This is a genomic window from Pseudomonas sp. SWRI68, assembly GCF_014269165.1.
In the GTDB taxonomy this organism is placed as follows: domain Bacteria; phylum Pseudomonadota; class Gammaproteobacteria; order Pseudomonadales; family Pseudomonadaceae; genus Aquipseudomonas; species Aquipseudomonas capeferrum.
Genome location: NZ_JABWRU010000010.1, coordinates 100,334 through 117,311 on the forward strand (window position 1 = coordinate 100,334; position 16,978 = coordinate 117,311).

The 16,978-nt window shown below is 63.8% G+C and carries 14 protein-coding genes; 5 read left to right on the plus strand and 9 right to left on the minus strand.

All coding sequences use genetic code 11. The annotated features are described in order from the left end of the window. The first annotated feature begins 18 nt into the window (after window positions 1-18). Window positions 19-684, plus strand: a complete 666-nt coding sequence (locus HU770_RS16430) for a response regulator transcription factor (RefSeq protein WP_033698488.1) — start codon at window positions 19-21, stop codon at window positions 682-684. Here HU770_RS16430 and nahK read toward each other — a convergent pair. After that, on the minus strand, window positions 669-3,329 hold the full coding sequence (nahK, locus tag HU770_RS16435) for a hybrid sensor histidine kinase/response regulator NahK/ErcS' (protein ID WP_077068451.1): 2,661 nt from the start codon (window positions 3,327-3,329) through the stop codon (window positions 669-671). The genes HU770_RS16430 and nahK overlap by 16 nt on opposite strands. Further along, window positions 3,259-4,422 (minus strand): nitric oxide-sensing protein NosP, encoded by a 1,164-nt coding sequence (gene nosP, locus HU770_RS16440; protein ID WP_186660877.1) that lies wholly within the window; start codon window positions 4,420-4,422, stop codon window positions 3,259-3,261. The genes nahK and nosP overlap by 71 nt, the downstream gene beginning before the upstream one ends. A gap of 224 nt (window positions 4,423-4,646) precedes the next feature. Between nosP and HU770_RS16445 the strand changes: the two genes are divergently transcribed. The 4 genes from HU770_RS16445 to HU770_RS16460 are packed head-to-tail and all read left to right on the plus strand — an operon-like array spanning window position 4,647 to window position 8,092. Further along, window positions 4,647-5,243: a paraquat-inducible protein A gene (locus HU770_RS16445; RefSeq protein WP_033700120.1), complete on the plus strand. Its 597-nt coding sequence runs from the start codon at window positions 4,647-4,649 to the stop codon at window positions 5,241-5,243. Continuing rightward, the gene (locus tag HU770_RS16450; RefSeq protein WP_033698493.1) at window positions 5,240-5,884 is read left to right on the plus strand and encodes a paraquat-inducible protein A; all 645 of its coding nucleotides are present in this window, start codon (window positions 5,240-5,242) and stop codon (window positions 5,882-5,884) included. The genes HU770_RS16445 and HU770_RS16450 overlap by 4 nt, the downstream gene beginning before the upstream one ends. Further along, window positions 5,865-7,520, plus strand: a complete 1,656-nt coding sequence (locus HU770_RS16455; protein WP_186660879.1) for an MlaD family protein — start codon at window positions 5,865-5,867, stop codon at window positions 7,518-7,520. Before HU770_RS16450 ends, HU770_RS16455 begins: the two co-directional genes overlap by 20 nt. Before the next feature lie 17 nt (window positions 7,521-7,537). Further along, on the plus strand, window positions 7,538-8,092 hold the full coding sequence (locus tag HU770_RS16460) for a PqiC family protein (protein WP_238338656.1): 555 nt from the start codon (window positions 7,538-7,540) through the stop codon (window positions 8,090-8,092). 10 nt (window positions 8,093-8,102) lie between these two features. Here HU770_RS16460 and HU770_RS16465 read toward each other — a convergent pair whose 3' ends face one another. The 7 genes from HU770_RS16465 to HU770_RS16495 form a co-directional block, all read right to left on the minus strand. Then, a complete protein-coding gene (locus HU770_RS16465) occupies window positions 8,103-9,281 on the minus strand; it encodes an MFS transporter (protein WP_186664281.1) in 1,179 nt (392 codons plus the stop codon). 24 nt (window positions 9,282-9,305) lie between these two features. Further along, window positions 9,306-10,343: a Rieske 2Fe-2S domain-containing protein gene (locus HU770_RS16470; RefSeq protein WP_186664283.1), complete on the minus strand. Its 1,038-nt coding sequence runs from the start codon at window positions 10,341-10,343 to the stop codon at window positions 9,306-9,308. A 125-nt stretch (window positions 10,344-10,468) separates the two neighbouring features. Further along, entirely contained in the window at window positions 10,469-11,302 is an 834-nt protein-coding gene (locus tag HU770_RS16475) for an SDR family oxidoreductase (RefSeq protein ID WP_186664285.1), read from the minus strand. Between the two features lie 23 nt (window positions 11,303-11,325). After that, a complete protein-coding gene (locus HU770_RS16480; protein WP_186664287.1) occupies window positions 11,326-12,090 on the minus strand; it encodes an SDR family oxidoreductase in 765 nt (254 codons plus the stop codon). 133 nt (window positions 12,091-12,223) lie between these two features. Then, window positions 12,224-13,474, minus strand: coding sequence for a helix-turn-helix transcriptional regulator (locus HU770_RS16485; RefSeq protein ID WP_186664289.1), 1,251 nt, complete (start codon window positions 13,472-13,474; stop codon window positions 12,224-12,226). Window positions 13,475-13,522: 48 nt separating this feature from the next. Next, a complete protein-coding gene (locus HU770_RS16490) occupies window positions 13,523-15,913 on the minus strand; it encodes an MMPL family transporter (RefSeq protein ID WP_186664291.1) in 2,391 nt (796 codons plus the stop codon). Further along, on the minus strand, window positions 15,900-16,898 hold the full coding sequence (locus HU770_RS16495; RefSeq protein ID WP_186664293.1) for a YCF48-related protein: 999 nt from the start codon (window positions 16,896-16,898) through the stop codon (window positions 15,900-15,902). The genes HU770_RS16490 and HU770_RS16495 overlap by 14 nt, the downstream gene beginning before the upstream one ends. Window positions 16,899-16,978: the final 80 nt, after the last annotated feature.

Consider the following 16,978-nt stretch of genomic DNA (forward strand, 5'->3'; position numbering starts at 1 on the left):
CAACGAGGTGAAAAGGCCATGTACAAAATTCTGATTGCCGACGATCACCCACTGTTTCGCGAAGCCATCCACAACGTCATCAGCGATGGTTTCCAAGGCAGCGAAGTCATGGAAACTGCCGACCTGGACAGCGCCCTGGCGCTGACCCAAGCGCATGACGACCTCGACCTGATCCTGCTCGACCTGAACATGCCAGGCATGCACGGCCTCAATGGCCTGATCACCCTGCGCAACGAGGCACCGACCACACCGGTGGTGATCGTCTCGGCCGAGCAGGAAAAACAGATCGTGCTGCAGGCCATCACCTATGGCGCCGTGGGGTTCATCACCAAGTCCTCGCCGCGCTCACAGATGATCGAAGCGATCGAGCAGATCCTCAACGGCAATGTCTACCTGCCCCCAGACATCATCCGCGCCCAGAAGCCCGGCACCAGCCGACGCCTGAACGAGGCCCCGAGCTTCCCGCCGGAGATGCTCCAGGCCCTGACCCGCAAGCAACTGCTGGTACTGGAACGCATGACCAAGGGCGAGTCGAACAAGCAGATCGCCTACACCCTGGATATCGCCGAAACCACGGTCAAGGCCCATGTCTCGGCGATTCTGCGCAAACTCAATGTGCACAATCGTGTACAGGCAATCCTCAGTGCCGGCGATATCGACTTCGGCGACTACCTACGCCGCTGATCAGGCTGCGTGGCGTTGCCGGCCAGCAGGTGGCTCATCGCGGTCTTGAGTTTCATCGGCCGCACCGGTTTGTGCATCAGGGTGTGGCCCAACTCACGGATCTGTTGCTTGAGTTCGTTGCTGTAGTTGGCGGTGATCATCATCACCGCCAACGGCACCGCACGGCGGGCATTGATCCGCGCCACCGCATCAACGCCATTGCAGCCGTTGCCCAGGTGGTAGTCGGCGATCAGCAGGTCGGCTTCGGCGTGGTAGTTGTCCACCTGGCGCGCCAGGTCTTGCTCCGAGAGTGCCGTGACCACCCGGCAACCCCAACCTTCCAGCAGCGTGCGCATGCCGGCGCAGATCGCCGCGTCGTTATCCAGCACCCAGACCCGCGCCCCGCGCAGGCGTTCGAGCATCGGCTCGCTGATTGCCAGGCTCGGCTGTGGCTTGGGCGCGGTGGCGCTCAGCGGCACCTCGACAGCGAACACCGAGCCCTTGCCGAGCCATGAGCGCACACGGATCCGATGGCCGAGGATGCCGGCGATCTTCTCCACGATAGCCAAACCCAGGCCCAAGCCTCGGTCCTGGTCCGGGCGCTGCACATCGCCACGTTTGAACTCCTGGAACATTTCGTCAAAGCGTTCTTCGGCGATGCCGATCCCGCTGTCCCACACCTCGATCCACAGGCCGCGGTGCTGGCGCCGACAGCCCAGCACCACGCGGCCACTGCGGGTGTAGCGGATGGCATTGCTGAGCAGGTTGCGCAGGATCCGCGCCAGCAGCTGGATGTCGCTGTGCACCACGGCCGAACAGCCCACGAAGTGCAACTCAAGCCCTTCGCTGCGCGCCACCTGGGCGTACTCGGCAGCGAGGTTGTCCATCAGCTCGCTGAGGGCGAAGGGTGCGATATCGGCCTTGATAACCCCGGCATCAAGCTTGGAAATGTCCACCAGGGTGCCTAACAGGTTTTCCACGTCTTCAAGGGAATTGCTGACATTACGCACCAATTGAACACTCTGTTGCGGCTCGCGGCGCTCGAGCAAGGCGCTGGTGAACAGCCGCGCCGCGTTCAAGGGTTGCAGCAGATCATGGCTGACGGCGGCGAGGAACTTGGTTTTCGACAGGTTGGCCTGCTCGGCCTCGCGCTTGGCCTCGCGCAAGCGCGATTCAGCGTGGCTGCGCTCATCGATCTCGCGCAGCAGCTGGTCGTTGAGGCGGGTCAGTTCGGCGGTGCGCTCGCGCACCCGTTGCTCCAGGTTCTGGTAGGCCTGGTGCAGGGCCTCGGCGGTCTTGCGGCGCTCGGTAATGTCGCGGATCAGCACGAAGATCCCCACCACTTCACCGTTGGCCAGGCGGTTGGGGACGTAGGAGCGCAGCATGTAGCGCTCCTGATCGTTGATGTTGGTTTCGGCAAGCTCGAACGTCACGCTCTCCCCCGCCAGCGCCCGCGCCACGTAGGCTTCAAGGCGCTGGTAATGCTGCTCGCTGTGGGCCTCGCGCAGGCTCTGCCCGAGCATTACGCCGCGCGGCCAGCAATACCACTGTTCATAGACCTTGTTGGTGAACTCGTAGACCAGGTCGGCATTGAGGTAGGCGATCAGCGCCGGCACATGGTCGGTAATCAGCCGTATCCAGCGCTCGCTTTCGCTGAGGGCTTCGGCGTGCTGGTAGCGCTCGGTGATATCGGTGAAGGTGTTGACGAAACCGCCGGTGGGCAGCGGATGTGTACGGATTTCCAGCATGCGCCCGTCGTACAGGCGTTGTTCGCACTCGTGGATGACCCGCCCGTTGGCGTCGCGGCTGTCTGGGGTCAACAGGCTCAGTTCGCTGTCGCCGATCACCTCGGCAAAGGGCCGGTGGGCAGCGACTGGAGCCAAGCCGCTGAGCTCCAGAAAACGCCGGTTCCACAGTTCCAGAACCCCCTCGGCATTGACCATGGCCACCCCCTGGGACAGGTTGTCCACCGCCCGCTGCAACAGGTGCGACTTCTGTGCCACGGCCTGCTCGCGGCGCAGGGTTTCGCTGAGCTTGACCTCGGTGATATCGGTAAACAGGATCACCCGCCCGCCTTCGCAGGTCGGCCGTTCACTGACTTGCAGCCAGCGCCCGTTGTACAGCCGGTACAGCAGGTGCTCGTCGGCGTGCCCGCGGGTTTCTTCGCTGAACAGGCCACTGGCCGTCATCAGCCGCTTGACCTCGGCCAGGCGCATGCCGGCAATGATGCGCACCCGGGTGTTGGCCCAGAAGGCCTTGAAGCGGCTGTTGCACAGCACGATCCGCTGGTTCTGATCGAACAGCACGAAGGCGTCCGAGATGCTTTCGATGGCGTCTATCAGGTGCTGGTGGGCCGTCTCGGCCCGCAGTCGGGCTTCGCCGAGCAGATGGTTGCCGGCCTTGAGCTCGGCCATGGCCTGGTTCAGGGCATCGGTGCGTTCACGCACCTGCTCGGCCAGCACTACCGAATGCTGGAACGCCGCGTACGGGTCGTTGCCACGCGTCACGCCGGACTCGATGCGCTCGATCAGTGCGCCATTGATCCGCTGCAGCTTATGATTTTCGTGCTGCAGCCGGGCGACCTCGGCCTGCAGTTCAGCGGCTGAGCGCAGCTCGGTTGCGGGCAATGGCGACCCCGGTGAAGGTCTGGTTGATGTGCATGCCATTGAACTGCTCTCCGTAGGTGTTGAAGCCCATCACCCGCTGCTCGCGCAAGAACCCGCCGACCTGCGCCAGGCTGCCCTGGGCTTCCAGCTCCAGGCGCCGCAGGAAGCAGTCACAGCCGATGGTCAGCAGCAACGGGCCGAGGCGCCGGTGCAAGCCATCGAACACGTTGTGCAGGTTTGGCAACAGTGGCCCTGGGGCCATGGCCGTGAGCACGATGCCGTTCTCCACCGCGCAGTAGAAGCTCAGGCTCAGGTCCGGGTGCACTTGCTGGATCGCCCGCACGTAGTACTGGTCGTGGAGACGTACTGCCAGCGGGTGGGCGGCGAAAACCCGGTGATCGAGCTCGGCCACCGGCACGCCGATGTGCCGGGCGTACTCCTCGGCAGCGGGCTCGGCATTGAGCTCGAAGACCCGGCGCTGGGCACTGTCGGCGCCGGTCACCACCAGCTTTTCCTGGCGCGGCAGGATGTGGTGGGTGGTGAACACTTCGAAATCGAGCCAGGTGTTGACCAGCACCACCACCGCCGCACCGCTGTGGAAGGCGCCGCCGAAGTACACATGGGTGCGGGTCAGGTAGTTGTCATCGCCGGCCGAACCGCCGAAATGCGGGATGTCCCCCAGTGCTGCGCTAAGGGCGGCGAGGATCATCTCCTCGCGGCTGGACAAGCCGTCGAGCAGGGTCAGGGCAAAGCTGTGGCCTTTGATCGGCGCCAGGGTATTGCTGCGGCAGGTGCCGACCAGGCGCTCGACCCGCTGTTGGGCGTCGATCAGGCTGAAGCGCTCCATTTCATCGATCAGTTCGGTGGCGATGGAGAAATGCCGATGATCGAACCCCACTGCCGTCACGCAATTGCGGCCGTAGCCCAGCGGGGTGATTTCGCCGGCACTGGTGCAACCGACCAGGCGGATGCCGCCGAAACCTTGTTCGAGGGCCTCGCCCAGCTCGCGTAGATTGTATTCGGCCGAACAGAAGAACAGCACGAAGCCCAGGTGCGGGTGCAGCAGTTGCCGCGCCAGGTCCTGGGCCGCCAGCCGCGCGTCGGTTGCCTGGGACATGGCGCTGACAACACCATCGTTTTGGGCCTGCTGCATCGTGGTCTCCGGCGCGGGGTGTCTGAGGCTTGAGTGTACGGAGGGCGCACGGGGGGACGAATGCTACTTGGGTAGCGGGTTTGGGGTTCGATGGGTGTAGAGGGGGCGGATTGGGGCTTGGCCAGCCAAGGGCCAATCCGTGTTTCGTCCGCCGGCCATTTGCCTAATGCCAGAGCGCTTCTATATTCAGAAAGGCCTCACTGCCGGTTGATCAGAGCATCATGATGTCCACACCCGAGCAATTGATCATCTGCGAGCACTGCGATTGCGTTTATCAGAAGGCATTGCTCGCCAAACATCAGAAAACCGTGTGCACGCGCTGCGGCGGTGTGCTGCAGCGGCACAACGGCTTGACGGTGGAACAACGCCTGGCATTAAGCTTCACGGCTGCGGTGCTGTGGTTGTTTGCCAACTTCTACCCGGTGATGAGCATCAGCCTGCAGGGGCTTAAAAACAGCGCCACGTTATGGGACTCGGTGCTGGCGTTGAGCCAGGGGCCGATTACCTTCATGGCCATGGTCGCGGCCATTTCGATCATCATCGCCCCCGCCTTCCAGCTGCTGTTGCTCATCTGGGTGCTGGGTTTTGCCCTCACCGCCCGCCGCTCCCCCGCGTTCAAGCTGTGCATGCGCTGGCTGGAGACCTTGCGCCCCTGGAGCATGCTCGAAGTGTGCCTGCTGGGGGCGATGGTGGCGGTGTTCAAGCTCGCCGGTATGCTCGATGTGCTGCCGGGTATCGGCCTGCTCGCACTGGCTGTGTTGAGCCTGTTGATGATCCGTATCGCCGGGCGCGATATTCGTGACTTGTGGGACATGCCATGAGCCGGCCACCAACCGCCAGCGAGCTTGACTTGTGCCTGTGCCACAGCTGTGGCCTGGCCTGCGACATGCACGACGAACCGCACCAGTGCCCGCGCTGCGACGCCCCTTTGCATCGGCGCAAGACCAATTCTCTGGGCCGCACCTGGGCTTACCTGCTGGCCGCCCTGGCCTTCTATGTACCGGCGAACGTGCTGCCGGTGATGAACACCATGATGCTCGGCAGCGGCGCCGACAGCACCATCATGAGCGGCGTGCTGGAGTTCTGGGAGCACGGCGCCTGGGACATTGCGCTGATCATCTTCATCGCCAGCATCGCTGTGCCGGGGGTGAAGTTCGTGGCCCTGTCGATGCTCTTGATCACCGTCCAGCGCGGCAGTACCTGGGCGCAACAGCAGCGCTCGAAGCTCTACCGTTTCGTTGAACTGATCGGCTATTGGTCGATGCTCGATGTGCTGGTGGTAGCGCTGGTCGCGGCGCTGGTGAAGTTTCAATCGCTGGGTGACATCGAGCCGCGTCCGGGCATCCTGTTCTTTGGCCTGGTGGTGGTGTTCACCATGCTCTCAGCAATGAGTTTCGACCCCCGCATGATCTGGGACACGCCACCTGACAAGGAGCTCATGGATGACCCCATCCAGCAATGACCGCCCGCCCATTCCCGGCCCTGCACCGGTCAAGACTCGGCGCTTCGGCTTTTCCCTGGTGTGGATCGTGCCCATCGTGGCCGTGCTGGTCGGGCTTTCCCTGGTCGTGCACAACCTGATGCAGGAAGGCCCGACCATCACCCTCACCTTCAAGACCGGCGCGGGGCTGGCGGCCAACAAGACCGAGGTACGCTACCGTAACGTGGTGATCGGTCACGTCACCGAAGTGGCCCTGAGTGACGACCAGAAAAACGTCAACGCCACCGTCAAGCTCGACAAGCAGGCCGAGAGCTTCACCCGCGAGGACTCGAAGTTCTGGGTAGTCCGCCCGCGCATCGGCGCCGGTGGCGTGTCGGGCATCGACACCCTGCTTTCGGGCGATTACATCGGCGCCGACATCGGCCAGTCGAGCACCCGCGTGAAGCACTTCATTGGCTTGGAGAACCCGCCGGCCATCACCTACGGCGAGCCCGGCAAGCACTTCACCCTGCACACCCAGGACCTGGGCTCGCTGGACATCGGTTCGCCCGTGTATTACCGCAAGATCCCGGTCGGCCAGGTGGTCGCCTACGCCCTCGACCAGGAAGGTAAAGGGGTGGACGTGGAGATCTTCATCCATGCACCCAACGACGCCTTCGTGAGCGCCAACACACGCTTCTGGAACGCCAGCGGCATTGATGTGGAGGTCGGCGCCAATGGTTTTGCGTTGAAAACCGAGTCATTGTCGTCGATCCTGGTCGGCGGCATCGCCTTCCGCGCGCCGGACTACAACCCGAACGACACGGCCGCCAGCGAGAACCAGCGCTTTGAACTGTTCGCCGACCAGGCTGGTGCATTGGCCCCGCCCGCCGGCAAGGCGCAGTACCTGGCGCTACGCTTCGACCAGGCGATGCGCGGCCTCAAGGTCGGTGCGCCGGTCGAGTTCCTGGGCGTGGAGATTGGCCGAGTGGTCGCGGTGAACCTGGACTTCGATGAAGTCAAACGCAGTTTCCCGGTCAATGTCGGCATCGTCATCTATCCGCAACGCTTGGGCCGGGCGCACGAGAAGATGCTCAAGGTATTGCAGCACGACCCCAATGACGAAGCCTCCGCCGCCAAGCTGATCGGCACCTTTATCGACAACGGCCTGCGTGCCCAGGCGCGCAGTGGCAACCTGCTCACCGGCCAACTGTACATCGCCCTGGACTTCTTCCCCAAAGCCGAGAAGGTGGCCTTCGACCCGGCGGCCCGCCCGGTGGTCATCCCGACCATTCCAGGCAGCCTGGAGCTGCTTCAGGAGCAGTTGCAGACCATGGTCGACAAGCTCAACCGGCTGCCGCTGGAGCGTATTGCCGGTAACCTCGATGCCAACCTGGTAGAGCTGCGCAAGGGCCTGACCCAGTTCAACGCCCGGACCTTGCCAGGGGTGCAGAACACCCTGGCAGAGGTCAGCAATACCTTGAAGTCGGCCAATTCGACCCTGGCAGAAGACTCGCCACAGCGTGAACAGCTGACCCAGACGCTCGACGAGCTGGGGCGCATGTCGCGCTCCCTGCGCGAGCTTGCCGACTACCTGGGCCGCAACCCCGAGTCGCTGATCCGTGGCCGCCCGGACAACGCAGGGCCGATGGACCTGCAAGGGCCGCCCCGCAAATGACCACAGGAGTGTTGAACATGACCCCGTTGCCAAGGATTACCCTGCTGGTCGCGCTATTGGCCCTGGGCGCTTGCCGCAGCGACCCGATCCAGTTCCATACCCTCACGCCGGCGCAGCCGGCACCCACGTCGCACAACGCTGCGGACGAGATCCTGATCGAAAGTGTCAGCGTTCCACCACAGGTCGACCGGCCACAGCTGGTGATCCGCCAGGGCGACAGCAGCCTGGCGATTCTCGAGACGCAGTGGTGGGGCGCCACGCTGGTGGATGAGCTGCGCAGCGCGTTGGTCGACCAACTGAGCAATACCCGCCCCGCTCGCAAGCTGTCCCTGCGCGTGGATGTGCAACGTTTCGATTCACTGCCGGGGCAGTACGCACTGCTGGACGCCAGGTGGCGCTTGCGCGCCCGCGAAGCCAATACCCAGCTGACCTGCCGCAGCACCTTGCAGACCGCCGCTGGCAGCAGCATCGATGACGTGGTGATTGCCCAGCAAGCCAACGTCAAGCGTCTGGCGGCCCTGATCAGCCAGGCCGCCGCGTCGTCGAGCGGCACTTGCCCTGCCAATGGTTGAAGCTGCGCATTTACCGTGCCGCCCCTAGCGCCGCCGTCTGCGCTGAGGGCCGCGCCAGCAGGCAGGAGAACACCAGCACAGGAAGCACCGCACAGCTGGCGGCCACCCACAACAGCGCACTGTACCCCCCGCTGACCAGTTGCCCGGCCAACGCCGGCCCTGCCATGGAGCTCAGGGCAAACGCCCCCGGAATCAGCATGATCGACCGGCCACTGCTGTCCAGACGCGCGATGGCCGCAGTCTGATACACGCAGCCCCAGGTGAACCCCACCTCCCAGATCCAGGCGCCCAAGGCATAGCCCAGAAAGCCCTCGGCATTGGCCAGCAGCAACAGCCCGGTGCCCAGAACGGCCAGAACCACCCCATGCGGCAAGCGCACACCCAGGCGGTCACCGACCAAAGCCAATGCGAGGGCCGCCGCGCCGCCCAACAGCTTCAACACGGCGAATACGACCCCCAGTTCAGTCGGCTGCAGGGCCAGGGCATGCCCCAAACGCTCCAGAAACGCCCACAACCCGATCTGCCCGGCACCAAACAGAAAAAAGCATGCCAGCGCGGCATAGGCGGCGGGTGGGCAGCTGAAGCGTGAAAGCAGCGACCCGTGGTGGGCCGGGCCACCCTCACCGACGAAGTCCTCGCGCCTGGGCAAGGCCAGGGCGCTGCAACTCAACAGCAGAATCATCACGGCCAACATCAGCGCTGCGCCGGCGTAGTGAAAGTGCGCAATCACCAACGGCGGCAAGGCGAACAACACGGCCGCCACCACCGCCAGCTCAATCCCCAGGCGCATACCCAGGGCACGCTCCTTGTTGGCCATCTGCCCCATGATGCGCATGCCAAGGCAGGTCATCAGCGCCGCAAAGAAACCGATCAACGCCCACACCGGCAACGGCGCCGCGGCGGGCAGCCAGGACGACAGCCAGTACGCCGCCGCAGCGCCGAGGGCACAGCCCAGCGTCAGCCCACGCCAGTTCATGCGGTCGATCAACGCCACAGCCACCACGGTGCCCAGCAGGTAACCGGCAAAACACACCGCCCCCAGCATGCCGATCTGCCCGGCATTGAAGCCCAGGCTGTCGACCATCGAGCCGAGCAGGATAGGCAAGGTGTTGAACGGCAGCCCTCCAATCGTCGAAGCGAAACTGGCGGCCAGCATGATCGCCAGCGTTTTACGGCCATTCATGTTCATTGCGCACTCCTGCTCGTCTGGGTATCAGCGCTGGCCGACGGTGATGATTTCGCGCCGCTCGGCCATGGCAGGGGGCACGCAGGCTTCGTCCATGAAGAACTGCTCATACCATTCACGCAGCTGATAGACCGGGCCATCGCCTTGCGCCAGAACCGGGTTGTTGACCCGGACCTTGTGCGCCCAGATGTCCACGTCCTGGTAGAACGACTCGCGGTTGCGCATCACGTAGTCTTGAGCCAGGGCGCGGTTCTGCTCTTCGCTCCAGCCATCGATCTTTTTCACCATGCAACCAAAGCGCAGCTCGAAGCTGTTGGCGTTGATCGGTACATGGCAGTTGAGCAGGATCGAATGGATCTCCATGCCCTCGAACACCGCGCGCATACGGGTAAAGTGGGTCGCCGGGCCGTAGTAGGCCGACTCCGCCACCAGGTCGCCGCCCAGGCGCTCGGAATCGCCATGGAAAATCTGCTGGGCAATATGGCCTTCGAAGACGTTGGCAAAGTACTTGGTCGGCGTGCCGTGGACCGGGCCGAAGTGCTGGGCGTCTGCCAGGTTGTCGACCAGCTCCCGCGGGTTGGTCTCGATAATCAGCTTGTCCATGTGCCAGTCGTGCAGCCAGGCGTCGCTGTCTTGCTCCGGCAGGTGCGGGATCACCACGTCGGCGGCCGGGGCGTTGCCCTCCGGGTTGTTCCAGACAAACAACAAGTTGTTTTCTTCACAGGTCAGCCAGCTGCGGGTCTTGGCCTTGGGCGGTATGCGCTTGCAGTAAGGAATTTCCACGCATTTGCCGGTCGCATCGTACTGCCAGTGGTGGAAGGGGCAGACCACCCGATCGTTCTCCAGCGTGCCGCGCGAAAGGTCGGCGCCCATGTGCGGGCAGTGCGCATCAATCACGCTGATCTGGCCCGCGGAGGTGGCGAAGGCCAGCAAGCGCGTGCCGAAGATATTCAGGGTATGCAACTGGCCGTCACGGTAATCGGCCGCTTCACCCAGGCAATGCCAGCCTCGGCCAAAGCGAGGGGCCAGAACACTGTCGACATTGATTGCTGCGAGCTTGGTCATTGTTATTGTTCCTCGTGTGGAAATCCCCGGTAACTTGCCCGGCCAATCTTCACCGAGCAGGCGCCGAGGCTCATCCTCCGCATGGACTAGATAGCCCCCACACAAGCCACTTCGCAGGCTTTGTCTCAGCGCCAGTCGTCGACGATAGCGTGCTCCAGGGCAAAGGGTTGCGCGGCAATCGTGCGCCGTTGGAAGCGTGCGGCCTGCTCCGCAGTGGCCAGCCATACCATTACCTGAGCCGGCACCTGCGGCGGCGCCGTGCCGCTGCGCATGGCCAGCACGCCGCGCTCGCCCAGCGTGGCCTTGAGCGCATCGGTGGTGACTACACCGGGGTTGAGCGTGAACGCGCGAACCCCCTGCCCGCCCAATTCGGCGGCGATGACCCCGCTGGCCCTGGAGACTGCCGCCTTGCCGGCCCCATACGCATAGCCCCAGCCCCCGTCTGCCGCCGCCATCGGCGGGTCGCTTTCGCCAGCGCCCGAGGTGACGTTGATCACCACCCCGGCGCCTTGGGCAAGCATCGCCTTGAGTACCGACTGGGTCAGCAGCATCGGTGCCAATACATAGGCCCTGTACACGCGGTCCAGGGTGTGCGCCTGCAGGCTCATGTACGCCCCGTTCAGGTCATTGCCTTGATAGATGGCGTTATTGACCAGCACATCGATCCGGCCATAGGCCGACAATACCGCCTGGCTGGCCTGCAATACCGATTTGCTGTCGAGCAAGTCCATGGGCACCACCAACGCCTGGCGCCCCAGTGCACGAATGGCTGCCGCGGTGTCGTTGAGGCTGCCGGGCAAGGGCTTGCCTTGCGCATCATGCAAGCGGTGCTCCAGGTGGGTGCCCTCTTCCACCGTGCGGGCACTGATGGCCACATCGAAACCCGCCCGGGCAAAGGCCAATGCCGTTTCGCGCCCGATACCGCGGCTGGCGCCGGTAATGAATGCCACCTTGGTCATGCGTGCTCTCCCTGGGATAAAAGTCAGAAGCGTGCCGGGCGAACCCTGGCATCCATTCCGCCATCGACGAATACCACGCTGCCGTGCACGAAACTCGCCTGCGCCGACTGCAGAAACACCACCACCTGGGCGACTTCCTCCGGGTGGGCCGAGCGCCCCAGCGGCGCGACGAACTCGCGTACCGCCTTGGCGAAGCGCGGGTCGTTGAGCGCCGCCTGGTGCAAAGGGGTCTCGACCGCCCCCGGGGCCACCACATTCAAGCGGATACCCTGCCGGGCCCAGTCCACCGCCTTGCCGCGCGCGTTGGCGGTCACGGCATATTTGGAGCAGGCGTAGGCCACGTGCGACTGTTCAAGCGCATTGGCCTGCTCCAGGGCGAGGGTTTCGTTGCCCGCGAGCATGGCGGCAACCATCGGCTGCTGGTCGGGGTTCACATGGGTTGCCGCAATCGAGGCGATGACCACCGCTGCCGGCGCCTGGCCTTTGGCCAAGGCCTCGGCCAGGCCATCGAGCAGCTCGGTGACGCCAAAGTAGTTCACCGACACGATGGTATCGGACAACGCGCTGGAGCCCACACCGGCGCAGCAGACCAGGCCGTCGAGCACACCCTCACTCTGTTCGAGCACAGAGGCGATGGCGGCCTGGCGCCCGGCGGCGCTGGACAGGTCGGCAAGCACCTCGGCATTTGCCCGGTCGATGCCGATCACCCGATGGCCTGCGGCACGCAGCAACTGGCACACGGCGGCGCCGATCCCTGAAGCAGAACCGCTGACGGCTGTAACTGGCATAACGTCGTTCCTCGTTAAATGACGGTGCGGGCTAGTATTGGTGGCGCAGCCACCCGCCAACATCGTCCGCACGGACTAAAACGCCCCGGCCTGGCAGGCAGGCGCGGGGCGTTCGTGTGGTGACCGGTGAGGGTCAGGCGCTGTTGCGCAGCGGCGGTGCCAGCTTCAAGGCAGGTGCTTCGAGCTTATCGGGTGCCAGCAGGGCTGCCTTGGGCTTTCCCAGGGCAACCACGCTGTTGAGGATGATGCGCACCAACTCCGTCTGGCGGCGTACGCCGGTCTTGGAAAATATCGAACGCAAGTGGGCGCGGGCCGTGTTGCGGCGCACGTTCAACACTTCGGCCGCTTCTTCAAGCGACAGGCCGTTGGCCAACTCCATGGCCAGCGCGGTTTCGGCGCGGGTCAGGTTGAACAACTGCTTGGTCACGGTCTCGTTGGCCATGGAGCGGCCCACCGCATCACGGATATACACGACCACCACCGGTTTGGTTTTACCCTCTGCCCAGTCCTGGGTCGGAATGGCCTCGACCACCACGCCAAGGTTGACGTTGCCGGACGGCCTGGCCACCGACATGGCCTCGGCAGCGGCGCTGACCTTTTCATTGCCCATGTCGCGCGCAAAGGCACTGCGCACCAGGCGCTGCAATTCGCGGTTATCGCTGGGGTAGGTCGCTTCCAGGCGCCCGCCGACCAGTTTCAGGCCGTCGGCGCGCTCAAGCAGCTCCCGGGCCACAGGGTTCAGGCGCAACACGCTGCCCGTCTGGTCAAGCACGATGGTGGCCACCGATAAGCGGCTGATCGCCTGGGAGTACAGCTCACTGATGGACTCGCTGCGGTCGAGTAGGTTGTGCACGTGCATGGCCCGCCGAAGGTGCGGCAGGAACATCTCGCAGAGGGTGCGTTCGGCCGCGGAAAATTTCGGCGCGCTTTTCGGCCGGGTGATGCGAAAGCGCAGTTTGCCGCCATCGGGCGTGGAGATGTCGGCGCCCATGACATGGTAGATGTCCTGGCTGATGCAGTAGGTCTTGAAGTAGGCCGACCCCGTCCACTCGGCCTCGGTCATCAGGTCTTCGACGGTGAACACACGGTCCAGCGGCTGGTTGCTGAAGGGCGTGACCGCTTGCGGGTAGGCCCAGTAACTGACCTCGCCTTCGCCTTCGATGTCGCCCACCACAATCATCAAGCCCATGTCGGGCTGCTCGGGCACGCGCAAGATCAAGGTCACATAGTTGGCCTGGAACAGACCGCGGATGTGCCGCAAGGACTTGGCCATCAGCTTCTGGTCTAGCGCACCGTCGTAAAACTCGCCAATCAGCCGATCGTACTCATCAAGCTCCAGGCCCATTTCGGCCAAGGCTTGAACGCTCAAGCTGGCATTTTCCATCGCCCGTCTCCTCGCAGGGCACAGCCCAGGCCGTGCCCGTTTTTATTGTTATGATTCGAACACTTGCGCATGCGGTGTGCGGCCAGGCTTGGCCAGCACGAGGGGTTTACCCTGATTGAACCAGGCGGCCAATGCCGGCAGCAGGAAAATCGCCCCCAGCACATTGACCAAGAACATGAATGAAAGCAAGACCCCCATATCGGCCTGGAACTTCAGCGGTGCGAACGCCCAGGTGCACACGCCGATGGCCATGGTCAGGGCCGTGAACACCGCCGCTGTGCCGCGTTGGCACATGGCTTGGTAAAACGCCTGGCGCAGGTCGGCACCGGCAGCCATTTCGTGCTGAATGCGCTCATAAAGGTAGATGCCATAGTCCACCCCTACCCCGACCCCCAGCGCCATCACTGGCAACGTCGCCACCTTCAGGCCGATACCGAGCATGGCCATCAACGCATTGCACAGCACCGCCACGATCGCCAGCGGCACCAGGATGCACAGCACCGCCCGCAGCGAGCCGAAGGTCAGCCAGCAGAACAGCCAGACCGAGCCGAACAGCGCCACCAGCATCACCACTTCGGCATGTTTGACGGCATCGTTGGACGCCGCCATTACGCCGACGTTGCCCCCGCCCAGCAGGAACGTGATCTGCGGCACCTGCACCTGCGCAATGATGCGCTGGGCCTCCTTGACCACATGGGCCACGGTGGCGCCATCGTGGTCGGTGAGAAACACCAGAATCTGCATGTGCTGGCAGCCATCGGTCACCAAGCCGTCTTCGGGTACATAAGCCCGCGCGCCTTGGCTAAGGCCACGGGCCGAGCCCGGAATGGCCGCCCAGCGCGGGTTGCCTTCGTTGTTACCGGCAATCACGGTCTTGCCAAACCCTGCCACGCTCTGCACCGACTGCACCCCGGTGACGCTGCGCATCTGGAAGTCGAACGCTTCGACCGCGCGCATCACCGTCGGCGACAGGCAGGCCTCTTCCACACCTTGGGCCTGAACGAACACAGCCAATACATCCAGACCGATGGAGTAACTGCTGATGATGTTCGCGTTGTCCTGGTTGTAGCGCGATTCGGCACGCAGTTCCGGCGCCCCGGCGCCGATGTCGCCCACCTCCAGCTGCCGCGCCTTGACCACCGCAACACTCAGCAGCATCACGCTGAGCACCAGCACCGCCAGCGCCGGGCGTGGCTCGGCCAGCGCCGACAGCCGCCACCACAGCGGATGCCTGCCGTGTTGCTGAGCCTGCCCCTTGCGCAACACCGCCGGCTCCAGGCGCAGGTGCGAAATGATGATCGGCAGCATCAACTTGTTGGTGATGATCATCAGCATCACACCAATACAGGCTGTCACCCCCAGCTCATGCACGATGGGGATATCGATCAGCATGATCACGGCAAAGCCCAGCGCATTCATCAACAACGCCAGCGAACCGGGGATGAAGATCTTGCAAAAGGCCGACCGCGCCGCCTGCAGCGAGTCCTTCCCGGCCAGTACTTCCTGCTTCCAGGCGTTGGTCATCTGCACCGCATGGGAGACGCCAATGGAGAAAATCAGAAACGGCACCAGGATCGACATCGGGTCGATGCCCAGGCCCATGAGCGGCAGCAAGCCCAACAGCCACACCACCGGCAGCAGCGCCACCAGCAAGGCCACCACGGTCAGGCGCAGCGAGCGCGAGTACAGCCACAGCAACGCCCCGGTGATCAGGAAGGCGACGGCAAAGAAGCCGATGACCGTCATCAACCCCTCGACCACATCGCCCACCAGCTTGGCGAAACCGACGATGTTGATCTCGACCTGGTCGCTGGCGTACTTGGCGCGAATGGCTTCCAGGCGCTCGGCCACTTCAACGTAGTTGACCGCTTTCCCCGTTTGCGGGTCGATGTCCTGCAGGTCGGCACGCACCATGGCCGATTTCAGGTCATTGGCCACCAGGCGGCCCACTTGCCCGGAACGCGCCGCATTGCTACGCACCTGGGCCAGGTCTTGCGGGGTGCCGGTGAAGCGCGGGGGCACCACCACATCGCCAAAAAAGCCTTCTTCGGTAATCTCGATGTAACGCACATTGGCGGTAAACAGCGAGGTCACGCTCGCCCGGCTGACGCCATTGATGAAGAACACATCATCGGTGACCTTGCGCAGCGTCTCCAGAAACTGCGGGTTGTAGATGTCACCTTCGCCTTTCCACTTCACACTCACCAGAAAGCGGTTGGCGCCGGTGAAGTACTGGCTGAACGTGAGGAAATTGACCATGTACGCGTGGCGCACCGGGATCTGCTTGTTGAACCCAGGGTCGAGTTGGGTGTGCGTGGCGCTGTAGCCCAACCCCAGGGTCAGCAGCATGAACAAGGTCAACAGCAGTTTACGGCGAGCCAGCAGCAAGTCGGCGCAACGCTCGACCTTGCGTTCAACCCAGGAATCAACGCGCTTCATGTACAGCCCCCCGCTTGCCAAGGGCGGCAACGCTGTTACCGTTTCCCTGGAATACACCACGCTCACCGGCCACCAGCACCTGGTCAGCCCCCATGACAATGGCCGAGGTCAACGTCCCCAGACCGGGTTGACGATGAATACCGAGCAATCGGCCCTCCCCATCCAGCCGTACCATCGAGCTGCCCGCACCGACAATCAGCACACCTGCGTTGTCGGGCAGCAGCACATGGCCGTACAGCGGTTGGTTACTGCCCACCTTGAGGGCTTGCCACGACTGACCGAAGTTGTCGGTGACAAAGACATTGCCACGCATGCCATAGGCCACCCAGCGTTCGGCGCTCAGGCGCACCACGCCAAACAGTGAGCCGCTGTAGAAGGCAGGCAGCGGCTGCCAGTGCAGGCCGTTATCGACGCTGAGCATCACCAGGCCCTGCTCGCCCACCAGCATGCGCCGCCCGTCCGGGCCGCCATCCATGGCATTGAGGTGCGCGCGGTCGACAGGCAGCGCCAGCGCCTGCCAGCTGAGGCCCGCGTCATCAGAGCGATAGAACTTGCCATAACTGCCGAAGGCGAAGACCTGCTGGCCGCCAGCGGCCCACACACCGAGCAAGGGCTCGCCGGCATCGGCCTCGATATGCACCTCGTGCCAACTGCTGCCGGCGTCCTGCGAGCGCAGGATCAAGCCGTCCTGGCCAACCGCGATCAGTTGCTCGGTGTTCAGCGCTGCCAGGGCGGTCAGGGAGATATGCCGCTGCGGTTCAACAGTGGCCTGCTGCCAGCTGTGGCCGCGATCATCGCTGATGAGAATGGTGCCGCGCTCGCCGACCGCGACCTGGCGCTTGCCGAGGTTGAGCAGCCCGTTGACCTGCATGCGGCCAGTGTCGAGCTGGGTGTCGGCGATGCTCACGGGCTGGCGAGGCGTGAACGCCAAGGCAACCACCCCGGCGACCGTGATGCACACCAGATAGGCAATCAGCTGGCGCATGGGCGACTCCTTGCAGCAACATCCAGGCGCTCGACATTATCCATACGGCCCACCCTCTTCTTGTAATAGTGAATCAGCGC